This is a genomic window from Vibrio sp. LaRot3 (assembly GCF_027587025.1).
Lineage (GTDB): Bacteria > Pseudomonadota > Gammaproteobacteria > Enterobacterales > Vibrionaceae > Vibrio.
The window spans coordinates 107,751-127,248 of sequence record NZ_JAPPTI010000006.1; the positions used below are offsets into that span (position 1 = coordinate 107,751).

The following is a 19,498-nucleotide window of genomic DNA, read 5'->3' on the forward strand; positions in this document are numbered from 1 at the left end:
AGGAAATAAAAAATGGCTGCTAAAGACGTTAAATTTGGTAATGACGCACGTGTAAAAATGCTTGAAGGTGTAAACGTTCTAGCTGACGCAGTAAAAGTAACATTAGGCCCTAAAGGTCGTAACGTAGTACTAGATAAATCTTTCGGTGCACCAACTATCACTAAAGATGGTGTATCTGTAGCGCGCGAAATTGAACTTGAAGATAAGTTCCAAAACATGGGCGCGCAAATGGTTAAAGAAGTCGCGTCTCAAGCAAACGACGCTGCGGGTGACGGTACGACAACAGCAACAGTACTTGCTCAAGCTATCGTTAACGAAGGCCTTAAAGCAGTTGCTGCGGGCATGAATCCAATGGATCTTAAACGCGGCATCGACAAAGCAGTAGTTGCGGCAGTGGAAGAGCTAAAAGCGCTTTCTGTTCCATGTGCAGATACTAAAGCGATCGCTCAGGTTGGTACTATCTCTGCGAACTCTGACGCAAGCGTAGGTAACATCATTGCAGAAGCAATGGAAAAAGTAGGCCGTGATGGCGTTATCACTGTTGAAGAAGGTCAAGCTCTACAAGATGAGCTAGATGTTGTTGAAGGTATGCAGTTCGACCGTGGTTACCTATCTCCTTACTTCATCAACAACCAAGAAGCAGGTTCTGTTGATCTAGAGAACCCATTTGTTCTTCTTATCGATAAGAAAGTATCAAACATCCGTGAACTTCTACCAACTCTCGAAGCTGTAGCGAAAGCATCTCGTCCACTACTTATTCTTGCTGAAGACGTTGAAGGTGAAGCGCTTGCAACGCTAGTTGTGAACAACATGCGTGGTATCGTGAAAGTTGCAGCTGTGAAAGCGCCTGGCTTTGGTGACCGTCGTAAGGCTATGCTACAAGACATCGCAGTTCTAACTGGTGGTACAGTTATCTCTGAGGAAGTGGGTCTAGAGCTTGAAAAAGTAACGCTAGAAGATCTAGGTCAAGCTAAGCGTATTGCGATTACTAAAGAAAACACGACCATCATCGATGGTATTGGTGAAGAAGCGATGATCCAAGGTCGCGTTGCTCAAATTCGTCAGCAAATCGAAGAAGCAACTTCAGACTACGACAAAGAGAAGCTACAAGAGCGCGTTGCTAAACTGGCAGGCGGTGTTGCAGTAATCAAAGTTGGCGCAGCAACTGAAGTTGAAATGAAAGAGAAAAAAGATCGCGTAGAAGATGCTCTACACGCAACTCGCGCAGCGGTTGAAGAAGGCGTTGTTGCTGGTGGTGGTGTTGCTCTAATCCGCGCAGCATCTAAGATTGTTGACCTTGAAGGTGACAATGAAGAACAAAACGTTGGTATCCGTGTTGCATTACGAGCAATGGAAGCTCCGATTCGTCAAATTACACGCAACGCAGGTGACGAAGAGTCAGTTGTTGCTAACAACGTGAAAGGCGGCGAAGGTAGCTACGGCTACAACGCTGCAACAGGCGAATACGGCGATATGATTGCTATGGGTATCCTAGATCCAACAAAAGTAACTCGTAGCGCACTACAATTTGCTGCATCAGTTGCAGGTTTAATGATCACAACTGAAGCAATGGTGACAGATCTACCAGCTAAAGATGCTCCAGCGATGCCTGATATGGGTGGCATGGGCGGTATGGGTGGCATGGGCGGTATGATGTAATCATGCTCCTGACTCTTTGCTAATTACTCTGAAGTAAAATAGCTAGAGCCATATCTATACTGATAAAAACCAGAGTCCTAAGGCTCTGGTTTTTTGTTTTGCTTACAGACTAAATGGATAGATATAGAAAAGGCTTCCATCAGGAAGCCTTTGTTGTTTTAAGCTAAAGCATTGTGATTAAAGAATAATATCGCGTACTTCTGGGTCTTTACGCTCAAGGTAGTGAGTTGAGCGAATGCGACGAATCGTGCGGCAGCGACCACGAATCAGTAACGTTTCGGTTGTTGCGATGTTGCCTTTACGAGTGATGCCATCAAGTAGGTCACCTTTGGTGATGCCTGTAGCGGCGAATACCACATTATCGCTGCGCGCCATGTCATCCATCTTTAGCACGATACCTGCTGTAACGCCCATTTCTTCACAGCGTTTTAGCTCAGCAGCGCCGTAAATGCGGTTCTCTTCAGTTTCACCTTTCACTTCGTGACGAGGAAGTAAGCGGCCGTGCATGTCGCCATCTAGTGCACGAATAACAGCAGCAGAAACGACACCTTCAGGAGCGCCGCCAACGCAGTACATTACGTCTACTTCGCTATCTGGCATGCAAGTAAGGATAGAGGCTGCTACGTCGCCATCTGGCACTGCGTAAACGCGTACGCCCATCGCTTGCATTTCAGCGATAACCTTATCGTGGCGAGGCTTAGCTAGCGTGGTAACAACCAAAGTATCTAAAGGCTTATTGAGCGCCTTAGCAATATTCTCTAAGTTCTCTTTAAGTGGTTTGTTTAGGTCAATGCAGCCTTTCGCGCCAGGGCCGACAACTAGCTTTTCCATGTACATATCAGGTGCTTTTAAGAAGCTGCCTTTTTCACCTGCAGCTAGAACGGCTAGGGCGTTGGATTGGCCCATTGCTGTCATGCGTGTACCTTCAATAGGGTCAACTGCAATATCAACAGCGTCACCACCGACACCGACTTCTTCACCGATGTAAAGCATAGGCGCATCATCAATCTCGCCTTCGCCAATAACAATTTCACCGCTGATCTCTGTTTTGTTCAATAGGGTGCGCATAACTTCAACAGCAGCACCATCCGCAGCATTTTTATCGCCACGGCCTAACCATTTATAACCAGCTAATGCAGCACCTTCTGTAACTCGAGAAAATGCCATTGCTAAATCGCGTTTCATGATGACTCCAAACAATTAAGAGGGAAGAGTAAAATTTGGCGCGATTCTATCATATCGCAAAGGAAACGTTTGCTTTTTTGCCAGCAGGAGATTGAACTCGATCAATGAAGCACTGTAAAGTGACTACGAAGCGCCGTTTCACCTGAGCAAAGCCTTGTTACGTTAGGTGATTGTCAATAAGCGTCGGTTTTTTAGCCGAATAGCGCAAAATATCAAATATAGGGCGTGTTTATCTTCTTCGCGCTGAGTAGAATGAAGGCAATATGTGAAGTGTGAACCAATCTTCACCTCAACCGATTAAATTTAAAAGGTAGGCTACGATGTCTTTTGAAGTACTAGAACAACTAGAAGCAAAAATTCAAACTGCAGTTGATACAATCGCACTTCTACAAATGGAAGTAGAAGAGCTGAAAGAAGAGAAAGAAAAATTAGCAACGGAAGCGAACGAACTGCGTTCAAGCCGTGAAGAGCTAGAACAGAAATCTCAGCAAATGCAGCAAGAGCATGCAGCATGGCAAGATCGCATCCGTAACCTACTAGGTAAGATGGATGAAGTAGAATAATTCTACAGAACTAAGAATACAGAAAAGGCTGAACATCATGTTCAGCCTTTCTTTTATCAAGTGGTATTTACTAGCTTACACTTGTGGACGCACACCTAGCGTATGGCAAAGTGCGTAAGTCATTTCTGCGCGGTTTAGGGTGTAGAAGTGAAAGTCTTTCACTCCTTCTCGGCTTAGAATTCGCACCATGTCGATGGCTTGGCTAGCACCGACTAGCTGACGTGTTGTCGGGTCATCCTCTAGACCATCAAACTGTTTGGCCATCCAGCCCGGAACTTTTACGTTGTTCATTGCCGCAAAGCGAGAAGCTTGTTTAAAGTTAGATACTGGCAAGATGCCTGGAACAATTTCCACATCAATACCCGCCGCAACACAGCGATCTCTGAATCTTAGGTAGCTTTCTACATCAAAGAAAAATTGTGTGATCGCTCGGTTGGCGCCAGCGTCTACCTTACGTTTTAGGTTCAGCAAATCTGCTTGAGCACTTTTCGCCTCTGGGTGAACTTCTGGAAATGCCGCCACTGAGATATCAAAATCATGGCGAGATTTGAGTAGTTCAACCAAGTCAGACGCGTACATATCAGGTGCACCGCCACCCGGCGGAATATCACCACGCAAGGCTACGATACTTTCAATGCCGTTTGACCAATAGTCATCCGCAATTTGAATTAACTCTTCACGGCTTGCGTCGATACAAGTGAGGTGAGGCGCCGCGACTAAGCCTGTTTCTGATTTAATTTCTTTGATGATGGAGTGAGTGCGGTCACGCTCACCAGAGTTAGCGCCGTAGGTAACAGAAACAAACTTAGGCTTAAGGGTTTTAAGGCGGTGAACGGAGTTCCATAGTGTTTCTTCCATCTTTTCACTGCTTGGAGGAAAAAACTCAAACGATACGTTGATGTTGTCATTGCCTGAAAGTTCGGCAATGTTCTGATTCAAAGCGTCTATATGGCTGGCGTGCGTATAACCCATCTTGCTCTCCCTGTGGCTACCTTTGCCACCCTATCAAATTGAAATCCTTTTTGACGTTTAGACGTCTATATGTCCACAGAATGTAATGAATGGGGTTTAATGTCAACAATACAATTATGAATTTTTTTCAACTTCACAATTAGCTTTGTTCAAGTTTAAACAATGGAAATGAAATGGCCTCACTTAATAGTGAGGCCATTGTGCTTGGCTTATAGTTGGCTAGAAAGCAAGTTTAGGTCTGATTGAATTGCACCTGCGGTGACTTCCTTACCTGCACCAGGGCCACGAATAACTAATGGATTATCTTTGTACCATTTACTCTCAATAGCAAAGATATTGTCACAAGGGAGTAGGTTAGCGAGTGCATGCTCACGTGGTAGCGCCTCAACACCAACGCTAGCCTTGCCGTTCTTTTCAAGGCGAGCAACATAGCGCAGTACTTTGTCTTCACGTTGTGCTTTTTCTAATCTCTCCGCTAGCAACTCACTTAGCAGCTGACTCTTATCTAAGAAATCATCAAGTGGTAGGTTAGCAAGCTCTTCTGGCACTAAGCTCTCAACTTTGACCGCTTCAGGCTCAAGCGCTAGGCCTGATTCACGGGCGATGATAACCAGTTTACGCATCACGTCTGAGCCATCAAGGTCGTGGCGAGGGTCAGGCTCGGTTAAGCCTTGTTGCCAAGCAAGATCGACTAACTCTGCAAATGGCACTGAACCGTCATATTGCTGGAAAAGCCATGACAGAGTGCCTGAGAAAATCCCCGAGAGTGCGACAATCTCGTCACCACTCTCACGCAGGTCTCGTACGGTGTGGTTAATCGGTAGACCCGCGCCAACAGTCGCATTGTAAAGCCAGTGACGATTAATCTTAGCGAATGCATCTTGCACTTGGTGGTAATACTCACTTGATGCTGAACCTGCGACTTTATTGGCTGAGATAAGGTGCATCCCTTGCTCGGCGATGTCTAAATAGCGATGAGCGAGTTCTTGGCTTGCGGTGACATCGAGTACAACTACGTCATCATAGCCTTGGATGGAACCAAGCTGAGTAATCCATTCACTACCATCGTATTCGCAGGCTTCTTCATCAAAGTGGGCACTTACTGTTGACGCATCAATCCCATCTTGGTTAAACCAATAGGTTTGGCTATCGACTACAGCGACTAATTCAAAGTTCATGCCGCGGCGCTTTTCTAACTCAGCTTTTTGTTCTGCGAAAAGTTCTAACCAACTCGTGCCTATATTTCCTTTGCCACATAGCGCCACTGCAACGCGCTTTTGCGCTTGGAACAGCTGGCTATGGATGCCTTTCACTAGCTTCTCAGTTTCAGTTCTACGCAGCACCGCAACCAAACTTAACCCTGATTGCGATTCACTAATAAACTCGACTGGCAGGTGCTTTAGCTGCTGATAGAAGCCGTAACAGTGGTTTGGGTTTTTGGTTACCCCTGCGCCGACGGCTGCCACCATCGAGAAGCCTTCTTTGAGTTTAATTTCTGCTTCTGTCGCGATGTCTTGTAAATAACTTAAAGCGCCGGATGCGATTTCAGCGGTATAGGCGAGGCGAAGTGAGTGTTTATCGTCTTGCACTTCATACGCCAAAGGTTCTAACTGGGCTCGCTTTAAAGCGGCTAATGTTTCTTTTTGTAAGCGAGCAAAATCATGGCCTGAAGAGAAATTCAGTTGTATCAACATCACTTCATCGAGTGAAGAGATAATTTTCGCTCCGCGGCCTGAGGCCAATACACGCTCGATGCGTGTCGAGCCAGATTCAGGCTGATAGCTGCAACGCAGATGTAAGTCCATCGTGCTCTGCGCCACAGGTTGGAGTGTGCGGCTATGTAGAACTGGCGCAGCTAACCGGGCTAGCTCACTGGCTTCATCTAAACGCAGTAATGGCAGTAGGCATGCGTCGCTGACTAAGCGAGGGTCGGCACTGTAGACCCCGGCGACATCACTCCAAATGGTCACGCGAGAGGCCTGTGCCAATGCGCCGATGACGGTCGCTGAGTAATCTGAGCCATTACGGCCTAACAAGACAGTGTAGCCTTGTGAGTCTTGTGCCATAAACCCGGTAATAACAACGCGATGATGGCTATGCTGGGCTAATACTTCCTTTAATAATGGGTAAGAAGCACCACGGTCAACCTCTGGTTGTGTGCCAGCTTCTGCGCGAAGAAAAGCTCGGGCATCTTGGGCAATTGCGGACAAACTATGCTGGTTAAGTAGCGCGGCTAACAAGCGAGAAGACCATACTTCACCATGGCCAAGTACAGCTGCTTGCTCGGCATTATCGAGTGGAGCAGTGAGTTCACCTAATGTGCTGATTTCATCATTGAGTTGCGCTAAAAGATCTTGTTGCACAGGTTCTTCAATTAATGACTCAATCAGCTCTGATTGAAACTGACGCAGATCTTGCAAAGCTTCATGAGCTAATCGACCATCTTTATTAAGCCCTTCAAGAAACTCAATTAAGCGGTTAGTGGTTTTTCCGGCGGCGGATACCACGATGAGGTCTTCCTGATTTGAATACTCTTTAAGAATACTCACGACGCGGCGATAGCATTCTGGGTCAGCTAGGCTGCTGCCGCCAAATTTATGCAGTTGACGTTCAACGGTCATGGTTTAGCCCTCCTGCACTGAGCTGAATGCTTGTTGTAAGTCGGCAATCAGGTCTTTGGGATCTTCTAGACCGACCGATAAGCGCAATAATTGTTGCGATACACCGGCTTCTGCCAGTGCTGCTTCACCCATTGCTCTGTGTGTCATCGAAGCTGGGTGACATATCAAGCTTTCTACCCCACCTAATGATTCTGCCAAAGAGAAGAGCTTTAGGTTGGTGACAAATTGCTTTAGCTGTTCAAAGCTACCGGCAAACTCAAAACTGAGCATTGAGCCAAATCCACTTTGCTGTTTTAGGGCAATTTTATGGCCAGGATGTTCAGGCAGACTAGGGTGATAGATGGTTTCGACTAGAGGATGCGATTTTAAAAACTCGAGAATTTCAGCAGAGCTTTCTTCATGCACTTTCATTCGAGCTCCCAAAGTGCGAATACCACGGAGCGTCATGTAGCTATCAAATGGTGTCCCCGTTGCACCGATGCAATTGCCCCACCAAGCTAAGTCTTCAGCGTGCTGCTCTGTTTTAGTAATCACCACACCACCAATGACATCAGAGTGACCATTGATAAATTTCGTGGTTGAGTGAATGACAAAGTCAGCGCCGAGCTCTAAAGGCTTTTGGAACACAGGTGTCAAAAAGGTATTGTCTACCGCTACCAGTGCGCCTACTTGTTTGGCTTGTTGGCAGACTTGGGCGATATCGACCACGCGAACTAATGGGTTCGACGGTGTTTCAATTAAAACCAATTTAGGCTGTTGAGCTAGGGCATCTGCGAGTGCTTGGGGATTGGATTGATCAACGAATAGAACTTTGAAGTCGCCTTTTTGCGCACGAGTATTAAATAAGCGATAAGTCCCGCCGTAGCAGTCATGTGGGGCAACGATTAAATCGTCAGGGCCAAGAAAGGTGGTAACCCAGAGGTTAAGTGCCGAAGTGCCGCAGTTGGTGACGACTGCGCCTTTGCCGGATTCAAGTTCAAATAGCGTTTGCTCTAATAAGCCTCGGTTTGGGTTGCCGGAACGGGTATAATCGTACTTTGGTACATCGCCAAACGCAGGAAATCCGTAATTAGTTGAAAGGTAAATCGGCGGAACAACCGCATGATGTTGTGTGTCAGACTCAATGCCAGTGCGAACCGCAATAGTAGCGGGCTTGTGGTTGCTCATACGTGTATCCTTTCAAAGCAAATAATGACTTGTCAGTGCGAATACGCCCTATCTCGCAATCGCTATTTGACGTATTCTTAATCCATTCCCTTTACTCTACTTCTCATTTTTTGAGACGTCAATACATCCAGACGTCTAAATGTCTTTGCTTGTAGCCTTAAAAGCCGCTAAAATTGCAGTTTGTAAAATCTAATGACAGACAATAACGAAGGTACGCAATGGCAGACTGGAACGGCGAATACATTAGCCCATATGCTGAGCATGGAAAAAAAAGTGAACAAGTAAAAAAAATTACCGTTTCAATTCCATTGAAAGTATTGAAGGTTTTAACCGATGAGCGCACGCGCCGTCAGATTAACAACCTGCGCCATGCGACCAATAGTGAACTATTGTGTGAAGCGTTCTTGCACGCATACACAGGTCAGCCGCTACCAACCGATGAAGATTTACGTAAAGATCGCCCGGATGATATTCCTGCAGAAGTGAAAAAGTTGATGACAGAGATGGGCATCGAGTTCGAAGCATTCGACGAGTAAGCACTGTTTGAATCTTCATTGAGAGATTTAAAGCGCGATAGATACAAAAAACCGCAGTGATGACTGCGGTTTTTTACGTTTGGAACTTACAAAGGGAATTAAGCGCCCATGTAGTTCTCTGGCATCTCAATGCGAGCCACGCCAGAATCAACTGCTGCTTGGGCGACCGCTTTTGCTACTCGTGGCAGTAGACGAGGATCCATTGGTTTTGGAATGATGTAGTCGCAACCAAACTCAAGTTTATCCGCACCTGCTGCTTTCAATACTTCTGCTGGTACTGGTTCTTTCGCAAGTTGGCGAATAGCGTCTACCGCTGCCAGTTTCATTTCATCATTAATTTCGCTCGCGCGAACATCAAGTGCACCGCGGAAGATGAATGGGAAACACAGAACATTGTTTACTTGGTTCGGGTAGTCGCTACGGCCCGTACCCATGATTAAATCATCACGAACTTGGTGAGCAAGCTCAGGTTTGATCTCTGGATCTGGGTTTGAACATGCAAACACAACCGGCTTATCAGCCATCAGCTTAAGGGCGTCTGCTGGAAGTAGATTAGGACCAGATACACCAAGGAATAGATCGGCACCTTCAATGACATCTTCTAGTGTGCGTTTGTCAGTGTTATTGGCGAACAGTTGCTTGTATTCGTTTAGATCATCACGACGAGTGTGGATCACGCCTTTACGGTCCAGCATGTAGATCTTCTCACGCATCGCACCACATTTAATCAGTAGCTCCATACACGCTACCGCTGCCGCGCCAGCGCCAAGACAAACAATCGTCGCTTCTTCTAGCTTCTTACCTTGTAGTTCAATTGCGTTTAGCATACCTGCCGCAGTCACAATCGCAGTGCCGTGTTGGTCATCGTGGAATACCGGTACGTCACAGCGCTCAATCAGTTGCTTTTCGATCTCAAAACAATCTGGTGCTTTGATGTCTTCTAAGTTGATACCGCCAAAGGTATCGGCGATGTTGGCTACTGTATCAACGAACTCTTCGATAGTTCGGTGTTTTACTTCGATATCAATTGAGTCTAAACCAGCAAAACGTTTGAATAGCAGCGATTTACCTTCCATTACTGGCTTAGAAGCCAGTGGCCCTAAGTTACCAAGACCAAGAATTGCTGTTCCGTTAGAAATAACCGCAACCATGTTGCCTTTCGCCGTGTACTTATAGACGTTGTCAGGGTTCTGCGCGATTTCACGTACAGGCTCTGCAACACCCGGGCTGTATGCTAAAGCAAGGTGCTCAGCGGTTTCTGCCGGCTTAGATAGCTCAACAGAAATTTTGCCCGCAGTCGGGTAGGCATGGTAGTCCAACGCTTGTTGGCGGAATTGTTCTTCTGGGGATAGCTCTTGATTATGGTCGTCTGACATAGGGGGGATACTCATCGTTATTGATTGTTAAGCGAGCATCATTCTAGAGGATGTAAGTCAAGCTGCATAGGGAGGATTGCGAGTGGTGTTGTTTTTATTGGCTTATTTTATGCTGATAAGACCAGATGATTCGCATTTTATCGGTTGCTTGAAATATGCGCTAAATGGCGGGCAACAAAAAAGGACGCCTGAGCGTCCTTTTTAGAATCGGTTAAAAAGTAATAATTACTTCTTGCCGCTTGATAGAGCACCGAAACGCTTGTTGAAGCGATCAACACGGCCGCCTGTATCAACGATACGTTGCTTACCAGTGTAGAATGGGTGGCACTTGTCACATACGTCTAGGTGGATAGAATCCTTCGCTAGAGTAGAGTTGAACTCGAAAGAGTTACCGCAAGAGCAAGTAGCGTTTACTGCTTTGTATTCTGGGTGGATACCAGCTTTCATGGGAGAACCTCAATAATAGGCCGTGTCGCTATCCGATTCTATGCCGGACACCACACGTAGTTAATAAAATATCTTGCCTACCGCTTGATGGAAAAATCACCAAGCCATAGTGCTAAGGCGCAGTATAGTAATGTTTCCAGAGGCGAGGATCAACCTGTTTACCTAAAAAGTCGCCACTTTTTTGAGCAAAATATCCAGTGTAGTGGGTCGTGGATGTTATAGAGTTTCAACTAAGCAGCAGAATAGCTTCATATACCCTTTTCGATTAGACTGTCTAGAGTTGATTCTTCTAATGTAACCATCACTTTATGCGCCCGACTATTGCCCGAGTGGCTTTGCCAGTTCCACTTGATAAGCAATTTGATTATTTGATTCCTAACCACCTGTTTCCAATCATTGGTGGCCGGGTTTCTGTGCCGTTCGGCCGCCAAACCTTAACCGGTATTGTCACGTCATTAGTGAATCACTCTGAGTTTAACCAAAATCAACTTAAGCCCATTAAACAGGTTCTTGATAGCCAACCGATTTGGCCGGAGTCGCTCTATGGTTTATTGATGTGGTGTAGCCAGTTTTATCAATACCCTTTGGGTGAGACGTTAGCCAACGCATTACCCAGTGCATTACGTAAAGGCAAACCGGCTGACTTCGCGACATTGCGCGAGTGGCAATTGACGGCGTTAGGTCGAGACCAGTTAATGCAAGGCTTTGGCCGAGCAGTACAGCAAGCCAAAGTGATGCATGCACTTGAGCATGGGCCACTGTCTCATCAATCTCTCCTCGATATGGAAGTGAGCAGCAGCGTGCTCAATGCATTGCAAGATAAAGGGTGGATAGAGTCGATAGAGAAGAAACCAAGCATACAGTCTTGGCAAAATGATATCGAAGCCGATGTGTACAAACCTAAGCTGAACTCTGAGCAGGCGGTTGCGATTGCAACGGTAAACAGTGCGGATGGCTTTGGTTGCTATCTATTAGAAGGGGTAACAGGTTCAGGTAAAACAGAAGTCTATTTGAATTTGATTAAACCTGTACTTGAAGTCGGTAAGCAAGCTCTGGTTCTTGTTCCTGAGATTGGCTTAACGCCGCAGACTATCAATCGCTTCAAACAGCGCTTTAATGTGCCTGTCGAAGTGATTCACTCTGGCTTAAATGATACAGAGAGGCTGAATTCGTGGCTGTGTGCTCGTAATAAAGCCGCCGGCATTGTGATTGGTACTCGCTCGGCACTGCTCACGCCATTTGCTGATTTAGGCATTATCATTGTTGATGAAGAGCATGATAGCTCTTACAAACAGCAAGACAGCCTTCGTTACCATGCGCGAGATGTCGCGGTGATGCGCGCCAATAAAGAGCAAATTCCGATTGTATTAGGCTCAGCAACACCAGCATTAGAAACCCTGCAAAATGCATTGAGTGGCAAATACCATCATTTGGTGCTCTCTAACCGCGCAGGGAATGCAAAACCGACCACTAATAAAGTGCTGGATGTGAAAGGCCTCTACCTCGAGAGTGGTCTTTCTGCGCCTTTGATTGCTCAAATGAGAAAGCACTTATCGGCGGGCAATCAGGTGATGCTGTTTTTAAATCGCCGCGGTTTTTCTCCAGCATTGATGTGTCATGAGTGTGGCTGGATAGCCGAATGTAAACGCTGTGACGCTTATTACACTTACCATCAATACAGTAATGAAATTCGTTGCCACCACTGTGGTTCTCAACAACCGATTATCCATCAATGCCAAGGTTGTGGCTCAACCAACTTGGTTACAGTGGGGGTTGGTACTGAGCAGCTTGAATCACAACTCGGCGATCTTTTCCCAGAATACAAAGCAATTCGCATTGACAGAGATAGTACCAGGCGTAAAGGCAGCCTTGAGTCAGCACTGACGGCGATTCGTAATGGTGAGTATCAGATTCTGATCGGCACGCAAATGTTGGCAAAAGGCCATCACTTTCCGGATGTTACTTTGGTCGCATTGCTCGATGTCGATGGTTCACTTTACAGTAGTGATTTTCGGGCGTCAGAGCGTTTAGCTCAGTTGTTTATTCAAGTAGCAGGTCGAGCTGGTCGAGCAAGCAAACCGGGTGAAGTCATTTTGCAAACCCACCATCCTGAACATGCGTTGTTGCAAGCACTCCTGACGAAAGGCTATCGCGATTTTGCAGATACCGCTCTGCAAGAACGTAAGATGGCGATGCTGCCACCGTTTAGCTTTTTAACCTTGTTTAGAGCAGAGGCAAATAATAGCCAAGTGGTTGAGGATTTCTTACGTCAGCTAAGGCATACCCTCGAAGCACATCCGTTGTTTGACCAATATTGCCAAGTGTTAGGACCAACGCCGGCACCGCTAGCCAAGCGTGCAGGAAAATACCGCTGGCAACTGCTATTACAGACCAATTCTCGACCTTTGATGCAGCGATTGTTGTCCAGTGCTAAGCCTGCTATTGAGCTTTTGCCTAGTAGCAAAAAAGTACGTTGGACGATAGACATCGAACCGCAAGATTTAAGCTAGTCGCCATTTTCTTATGTTGGTTAATGGTATCTAGAAAGTAACTTTGTGACGCATATCACTATTAGCCGTGGGATTTTGTTAGATATCCCGTAACTTTATGCCTCGAAATAAATACACTATTAGATGGTTAATGAATGACCGGCTTTTATTCGCTGGTGTAATCGTTTGCGTGTGTCGGTTTTCATCTATACCCAAGTATCTTTGTTGGTTGATTGCAACAGAGCAAGGTTATTTGGTTATAAAAGAATGAGGCTCACCTCATCATCAAATTCAACAAGGTTTAGGTGGCAAAGGCGCTACCACAAAAGGAACTAACTAAGAGGGTTATCATCTATGGCGACAATGAAGGATGTTGCTCAGCTCGCGGGAGTCTCAACAGCCACGGTATCAAGGGCGCTGATGAATCCTGAGAAAGTATCTTCGGCGACACGTAAGCGTGTGGAAGATGCGGTCTTGGAGGCTGGTTACTCACCAAATTCGCTCGCACGTAATTTACGTCGCAACGAATCTAAAACCATCATTGCAATTATTCCTGACATCTGTGACCCATACTACACAGAGATCATCCGAGGTATTGAAGATGCAGCTATGGAACATGGCTACATCGTTTTACTGGGTGACAGTGGTCAGCAGAAAAAACGTGAAAACTCGTTCGTCAATCTCGTATTTACTAAACAAGCCGACGGCATGCTGCTGTTAGGTACTGATTTACCTTTCGATGTTAGTAAGCCAGAACAAAAGAACTTACCGCCAATGGTCATGGCGTGTGAGTTTGCTCCAGAGCTAGAACTTCCAACTGTTCATATCGATAACTTAACATCGGCGTTTGAGGCGGTGAACTATTTGACCCAAATGGGCCACAAGCGTGTTGCTCAAATCTCTGGTCCGAAAGATGCGGCACTGTGTCAGTTCCGCCACCAAGGTTATCAGCAAGCATTGCGCCGTGCGGGTATCACGATGAACCCGACGTATTGTGTTCACGGTAACTTCACCTTTGCTGATGGTGGAAAAGCGGTAAGGCAGTTATTAGCGTTACCTGAGCCACCAACCGCCATCTTCTGTCACAACGATGCAATGGCAATTGGTGCGATTCAAGAAGCGAAGAAATTGGGGCTTCGAGTGCCACAAGACTTATCTGTGGTTGGCTTTGATGACATTCAATTTGCTGAATATTGCGATCCACCATTAACAACCATTTCGCAACCTCGTTACGAGATTGGCCGTCAAGCTATGTTGATGATGCTTGAGTTGCTGCGTGGTCATGATGTTCGTGCAGGCTCGCGTTTGCTTGAAACCAAGCTTACTGTCCGTTCAAGTGCCGCGCCTCCGCGCGCTCTTTAATGGGTTATGAATAACGGCGCTGATTCTAGCGCCGTTATTTTTTGGAACTTTGTGTCAAAAATTCTCATTTAGGCTGGGCATAACCGAAGTAATACTCTGTTATCTAGAGGCATTCTGAATTACCATGTTGCAAGTTGTAACTGAATAGACATTAAGCTGTGGCAAATAGAGATTACGTAAAGCGTGGTGCAAGTAGAAAGCCCGCGAAAAAGAAATCAGCGCCTAAACGTAAACCGTGGCGTCTTGGATTGATAGTGCTTGTGTTGCTTGGCGCATTTGGCTACCTATTGTTTGTGCTAAGCCAAGATCCTGAGCCTGCGCCTCCAGTTGCTGAAGTCGCGGCGCAATCTAAGCCGAAGCCAAAACCACAGAAAGCCTTACCACCACCGCCAGAAGAAAAGTGGGACTATGTTGAGTCTTTGCCTAATCGTGAAGTGGAGGTGAAGGCGAAAGAGCAGGTAGTTTCCAACATTCCGTATATTATGCAGTGTGGGGCTTACAAAAGTGAGCAGCAGGCTGAGGCTCGTAAGCTTGATATTGCTTTCCAAGGTATCAACAGCAAGATTCGTAAAAAAGAAGGCAGTTCTTGGTATCGTGTTGTACTAGGCCCTTACAAACTTAAGCGCGATGCAGAACGAGATAAGCATAAATTGCAGCGAGCTAAAATTGAGCCTTGTGCGATTTGGAAAGAAACTCAGTAATTGAAACAAAAGCGGACTTGATACAGTCCGCTTTTTTGATCTTTGTCGCCAAGTGTTTACCTTTCTTACCATGGCTCAGACCTTGAATTTCGTGTTATCTATCCTCATATCAAAACTAACATCAAGATTAGAATAAATGTGAGGCCCTACACGTGACTACTATCGTTTCTGTACGTCGTAACAACAAAGTTGTCATCGCTGGTGATGGACAAGTATCTCTTGGCAATACCGTAATGAAAGGCAATGCGCGTAAAGTGCGTCGTCTGTACAACAACAAAGTACTGGCAGGTTTTGCTGGTGGTACGGCGGATGCTTTCACACTATTTGAGCGTTTTGAAAGTAAACTGCAAATGCACCAAGGTCATTTAACCAAAGCAGCGGTAGAGTTGGCGAAAGATTGGCGTAGTGACCGCGCACTGCGCAAGCTTGAAGCTTTGCTTGCAGTAGCTGATGAAACGGCTTCATTGATTATCACGGGTAACGGCGATGTGGTTCAGCCAGAGAACGATCTTATCGCGATCGGTTCAGGTGGTAACTTTGCTCAAGCCGCGGCGACCGCATTACTTGAAAATACTGAACTCGACGCACGTGAGATCGCAGAGAAATCACTGAAAATCGCTGGTGATATTTGTGTGTTCACTAACCATCACCACACTATCGAAGAACTAGAAATCCCAGCAGAATTGCTTGCTGATAAATCATAACCAAAGATAGTGGCAACAGAATTTAAGGAATCTAACTATGTCTGAAATGACTCCTCGCGAAATTGTTCATGAACTGAATCGCCATATCATTGGCCAAGATAAAGCTAAACGCTCAGTGGCGATTGCCTTGCGTAACCGCTGGCGCCGTATGCAGCTTGAAGAGAGCTTGCGTGTAGAAGTAACGCCGAAAAATATCCTGATGATTGGTCCTACAGGTGTAGGTAAAACGGAAATTGCTCGTCGTCTAGCTAAACTTGCGAACGCACCGTTTATCAAAGTAGAAGCGACTAAATTTACCGAAGTGGGTTATGTCGGTAAAGAAGTGGAAACCATCATCCGTGACTTAACGGATGTCGCAATTAAAATGACTCATCAGCAAGCGATGGAAAAAGTAAAGTTCCGCGCTGAAGAGCAAGCTGAAGAACGTATTCTTGATGCGCTATTACCGCCTGCACGTGATGCTTGGGGTCAGAATGAATCGAGTGATGATAGCTCATCAAATACGCGGCAAATCTTCCGCAAGAAGCTACGTGAAGGCAAGCTAGACGATAAAGAAATCGAAATTGATGTTGCAGCACCACAGATGGGTGTTGAAATCATGGCGCCTCCTGGTATGGAAGAAATGACCAACCAGCTTCAAGGCATGTTCCAGAACTTGGCTGGTGACACCAAGAAAAAGCGTAAACTAAAGATCAAAGAAGCGTTCAAAGCCCTTGTTGAAGAAGAAGCGGCCAAGCTTGTAAATCAAGAAGAACTGAAAGAGCAAGCTATCTTCAACGTAGAGAACAACGGCATCGTGTTCATCGATGAGATCGACAAGATTTGTAAACGTGGTGAAAGCTCTGGCCCTGATGTTTCTCGTGAAGGCGTTCAGCGTGACTTACTGCCGCTAATTGAAGGCAGCACAGTATCAACCAAGCATGGCATGGTGAAAACCGACCACATATTGTTTGTTGCGTCAGGTGCATTCCAAGTGGCTAAGCCATCAGATCTTATCCCTGAGCTACAAGGTCGTCTGCCAATTCGTGTTGAGCTAGAAGCGTTAACCAGTGAAGACTTTAAACGTATTCTGACCGAGCCAAAAGCATCATTAACAGAGCAGTACGTTGCGTTGATGAAGACGGAAAATGTGGACATTGAGTTTACGGAAGACGGTATCACGCAAATCGCAGAAGCGGCTTGGACAGTGAATGAAACCACCGAGAACATTGGTGCTCGTCGTCTGCATACTGTAATGGAGCGATTGATGGATGAAATTTCATTTGAAGCGACCGATAAATCGGGCAGCAAAATGACCATCGATGCTGCTTACGTTCAGCAACGTCTAGGTGAGTTTGTTGAAGATGAAGATCTAAGTCGCTTCATTCTTTAATTGAATTGCCTAGAGATAGAGAAAAGCCCGCTGATTTCAGCGGGCTTTGTTGTTTTAGTTGTTTGGGTAACCAGGGAACTTGGCTTTAACGTCCGCTCGGCTTGGGAAATACTTAGTCATGAATGAAACCATCTCAGCATCATTGGTTTGTTGCTCTGCATAAGTGGCTGATTTCATTTCTTGAGCGGTATAGGTTTTGTAGTTTAAGTCGTAGTAGGCATAAAGAGAGTATGCCAAATATTCTTGATCGTAAGACTCTGCGTCAAGGTCTGCTTCCAATGGGCTAGGGGTTGGATCTTGTTTGTTTGGGTAATAGTTGCCAGACCGAATCGCTTTCTCATTAAGCTCATCGAGCTCTTTTTGCAGTTGAGCCCACTTTGACGATGGGCTTGTGACCGCTAAGTTCATGATGCCGTAGTCATGCACAAAATGAAGTATTTCTTCAAAAGCAGCGTCACGTCGAGTCGCCAAGTCAGGCTTATTTTCTGAAGCATCCGTTGTCGTTGTTTCTGTCGCGAAGAGATCTTGAAAACGATACTCTTCACTTAAGTATTCACCGCCAGTACGGCTATCCCAGTCTCCGTCATAAAAGAACGCCATTGTCGCTTTACTCTCGAAGATGGCTTTAGTTACGTCACTCGAGAAGCTGTCTAAATAGTATTTCATTATTTTCTTAACATGCGCCACTTTCGCTTCTGAGTTCTCTTGAGTTTTATCTTCAATTAACAGTGGAATTTTATAGCCGTGAGCTTCGACACAAGTTTGCTGCTTGATACCTTTTGTATTTAGTGTGCCAGTTGTATCAGCAATGATGGAGCAGTTCATGCTACTAGTATCTACCGCTGAATAAACCGTTGAATCAGGGGTTGTAGGTAACACTTGAACGCCATTACTCAGTTTGTCGGCAATACGAACGTACAGGTTCATTGGGCGTCTTTGGGCGATTGAGTAAGTTCTACCGTTATTTAGAGTCACAAAACTTTTGTTAATGGTAAGTGAGTCTGTGTTGGCCAAAAGAATGACGTTATTGATGTTATTTTCTACTTTGGCAATGGCAAACCCTGCCGGGGTCGTCGTAGAGGCAAAATTCTCGTAGTAAAGATTAAAGTTTTTTACAGGGTATGACTTGCCCGCTGCGGTGGTTGCTGTGACAGAAAAAGTAAGCTCAGCATCGGTCAGTGTTTTGTAGTTGCGTCCCACAATGCCGTGAACTTGGGCAAAAGTCCCTGAGCTTAGTCTTGGCTCGCTATACACTGTGGTATCAATGTTAAAGTTGCTATCAGAGAGAGGCTTGATTGAGGCTACAGCTAGGGATAAAGAGTAGTTATTACCTAATTGAGCTACAGAGGTTGCGCTTGAAGCATCGATAGTTGATGAATTTGAGTTTTCTTCTCCGCCACAACCAATCAGAAATAACGGTAGTGAAAGGAGGAGTGGGTAGATGTAATGTTTCATTGTTAGTTTCTTGTTTGGAACACAGGAAACTGAATTGTATGAAAAATGCTCTGCTCTGTTTGTAAGCTATCGTAAGGGTGTGAAAGCGCTGCTGATATTTTTCAGCAGCGCTTATCGGTTAGATCATGAAGATGAAGATAACCGCTAGGGCAGAGATCAACGCAGCAATGGCGTAGCAAGCAATCTTACCAATCACGCCTGCGTGAATCTTAAGGTCGTGCATACCATGGTGAACACGGTGCATCGCATGCCACATTGGTAGCGCAAGAGTACCAATGATAAACAGCGCGCCAATGATGCTGGTTGCGAAGTCGGCAACACGTTCGTAGCTCATCGCTTCAGCGTCAATAATGCCAAGCGGAACTAGAATACCTAGCACGAGTACTGTCACTGGAGTGATCATCGCAAACCATGTACCACCAGCGCCGAATAGACTCCACCAGATTGGCTCATCAGAGCGGCGAGGAGCGCGATCAACTTTAGCATTTGGGTTCATGTTAGCTCCTTAAACTAAGATAAGAACAATGATAGAGATAACCGCAACTGCAGCCCATTGGCCAAGTACGATCAGTTTCTTATCCACAGGCTTACCTTTCAGACGAATTGGCATCACCTGCGGCATCATGCTGAAAAAGGTCTGTGCGTGCAGCAAGCTGCCTGCTAGTGCCACGATGTTGATTGCGACAACGACTGGGTTAGCCATGAACTCAAGCCAGCTTTGCCATGCTTCTGGGCCTTTTACCAATGAACCTAGACCAACGGTTAGGAACAGGGTAAATAGGATCAGTGGCAATACTGTCGCTTCACGTAACATGTAGAAGCGGTAAAACGGGCTGCTTTGCCACCATGTACGCTTCATTTCACGTACGTAAGGTTTACGATTACTCAT

The 19,498-nt window shown here is 45.8% G+C and carries 17 protein-coding genes; 8 read left to right on the forward strand and 9 right to left on the reverse strand.

Annotation, left to right across the window (positions count from 1 at the left end; all coding sequences use genetic code 11):
• Positions 1-12: 12 nt before the first annotated feature.
• The gene (groL, locus tag OH461_RS13535; protein WP_270021136.1) at positions 13-1,659 is read left to right on the forward strand and encodes a chaperonin GroEL; all 1,647 of its coding nucleotides are present in this window, start codon (positions 13-15) and stop codon (positions 1,657-1,659) included.
• A gap of 177 nt (positions 1,660-1,836) precedes the next feature.
• On the opposite strand, the gene glpX is transcribed toward groL, so the two are convergent.
• The gene (gene glpX / locus OH461_RS13540) at positions 1,837-2,844 is read right to left on the reverse strand and encodes a class II fructose-bisphosphatase (RefSeq protein ID WP_270021137.1); all 1,008 of its coding nucleotides are present in this window, start codon (positions 2,842-2,844) and stop codon (positions 1,837-1,839) included.
• A gap of 320 nt (positions 2,845-3,164) precedes the next feature.
• Between glpX and zapB the strand changes: the two genes are divergently transcribed.
• The gene (gene zapB / locus OH461_RS13545; protein WP_270021138.1) at positions 3,165-3,407 is read left to right on the forward strand and encodes a cell division protein ZapB; all 243 of its coding nucleotides are present in this window, start codon (positions 3,165-3,167) and stop codon (positions 3,405-3,407) included.
• Between the two features lie 75 nt (positions 3,408-3,482).
• Here zapB and metF read toward each other — a convergent pair whose 3' ends face one another.
• The 3 genes from metF to OH461_RS13560 all read right to left on the reverse strand — a co-directional run bounded on the left by metF (position 3,483) and on the right by OH461_RS13560 (position 8,167).
• On the reverse strand, positions 3,483-4,379 hold the full coding sequence (gene metF, locus OH461_RS13550; RefSeq protein WP_270021139.1) for a methylenetetrahydrofolate reductase: 897 nt from the start codon (positions 4,377-4,379) through the stop codon (positions 3,483-3,485).
• Between the two features lie 209 nt (positions 4,380-4,588).
• Entirely contained in the window at positions 4,589-7,000 is a 2,412-nt protein-coding gene (locus OH461_RS13555) for a bifunctional aspartate kinase/homoserine dehydrogenase II (RefSeq protein WP_270021140.1), read from the reverse strand.
• A 3-nt stretch (positions 7,001-7,003) separates the two neighbouring features.
• Positions 7,004-8,167 (reverse strand): O-succinylhomoserine (thiol)-lyase, encoded by a 1,164-nt coding sequence (locus OH461_RS13560; protein ID WP_270021141.1) that lies wholly within the window; start codon positions 8,165-8,167, stop codon positions 7,004-7,006.
• A 218-nt stretch (positions 8,168-8,385) separates the two neighbouring features.
• On the opposite strand from OH461_RS13560, the gene metJ reads away from it, so the two are divergent.
• Positions 8,386-8,703: a met regulon transcriptional regulator MetJ gene (metJ, locus tag OH461_RS13565; RefSeq protein ID WP_176286713.1), complete on the forward strand. Its 318-nt coding sequence runs from the start codon at positions 8,386-8,388 to the stop codon at positions 8,701-8,703.
• 98 nt (positions 8,704-8,801) lie between these two features.
• On the opposite strand, the gene OH461_RS13570 is transcribed toward metJ, so the two are convergent.
• Entirely contained in the window at positions 8,802-10,079 is a 1,278-nt protein-coding gene (locus OH461_RS13570; protein WP_270021142.1) for a malic enzyme-like NAD(P)-binding protein, read from the reverse strand.
• A 225-nt stretch (positions 10,080-10,304) separates the two neighbouring features.
• Entirely contained in the window at positions 10,305-10,526 is a 222-nt protein-coding gene (gene rpmE / locus OH461_RS13575) for a 50S ribosomal protein L31 (RefSeq protein WP_270021143.1), read from the reverse strand.
• 308 nt (positions 10,527-10,834) lie between these two features.
• Here rpmE and priA point away from each other — a divergent pair, with 308 nt between their 5' ends.
• The 5 genes from priA (at position 10,835) to hslU (ending at position 17,154) form a co-directional block, all read left to right on the forward strand.
• On the forward strand, positions 10,835-13,036 hold the full coding sequence (gene priA, locus OH461_RS13580; RefSeq protein WP_270021144.1) for a primosomal protein N': 2,202 nt from the start codon (positions 10,835-10,837) through the stop codon (positions 13,034-13,036).
• 333 nt (positions 13,037-13,369) lie between these two features.
• Complete coding sequence (cytR, locus tag OH461_RS13585; protein WP_270021145.1) at positions 13,370-14,377, forward strand: DNA-binding transcriptional regulator CytR; 1,008 nt, start codon at positions 13,370-13,372, stop codon at positions 14,375-14,377.
• A gap of 158 nt (positions 14,378-14,535) precedes the next feature.
• Complete coding sequence (locus tag OH461_RS13590; protein WP_270021146.1) at positions 14,536-15,078, forward strand: SPOR domain-containing protein; 543 nt, start codon at positions 14,536-14,538, stop codon at positions 15,076-15,078.
• Between the two features lie 152 nt (positions 15,079-15,230).
• Positions 15,231-15,782, forward strand: coding sequence for an ATP-dependent protease subunit HslV (gene hslV, locus OH461_RS13595; protein ID WP_270021147.1), 552 nt, complete (start codon positions 15,231-15,233; stop codon positions 15,780-15,782).
• A gap of 37 nt (positions 15,783-15,819) precedes the next feature.
• Positions 15,820-17,154 (forward strand): HslU--HslV peptidase ATPase subunit, encoded by a 1,335-nt coding sequence (gene hslU, locus OH461_RS13600; RefSeq protein ID WP_270021148.1) that lies wholly within the window; start codon positions 15,820-15,822, stop codon positions 17,152-17,154.
• Between the two features lie 54 nt (positions 17,155-17,208).
• Here hslU and OH461_RS13605 read toward each other — a convergent pair whose 3' ends face one another.
• The 3 genes from OH461_RS13605 to frdC form a co-directional block, all read right to left on the reverse strand.
• A complete protein-coding gene (locus OH461_RS13605; protein ID WP_270021149.1) occupies positions 17,209-18,609 on the reverse strand; it encodes a hypothetical protein in 1,401 nt (466 codons plus the stop codon).
• A 118-nt stretch (positions 18,610-18,727) separates the two neighbouring features.
• Positions 18,728-19,105: a fumarate reductase subunit FrdD gene (gene frdD / locus OH461_RS13610; protein ID WP_270021150.1), complete on the reverse strand. Its 378-nt coding sequence runs from the start codon at positions 19,103-19,105 to the stop codon at positions 18,728-18,730.
• A gap of 9 nt (positions 19,106-19,114) precedes the next feature.
• Positions 19,115-19,498 carry a fumarate reductase subunit FrdC gene (gene frdC, locus OH461_RS13615; RefSeq protein ID WP_270021151.1) on the reverse strand — a complete coding sequence of 128 codons (384 nt, stop codon included), beginning with the start codon at positions 19,496-19,498 and terminating at the stop codon, positions 19,115-19,117.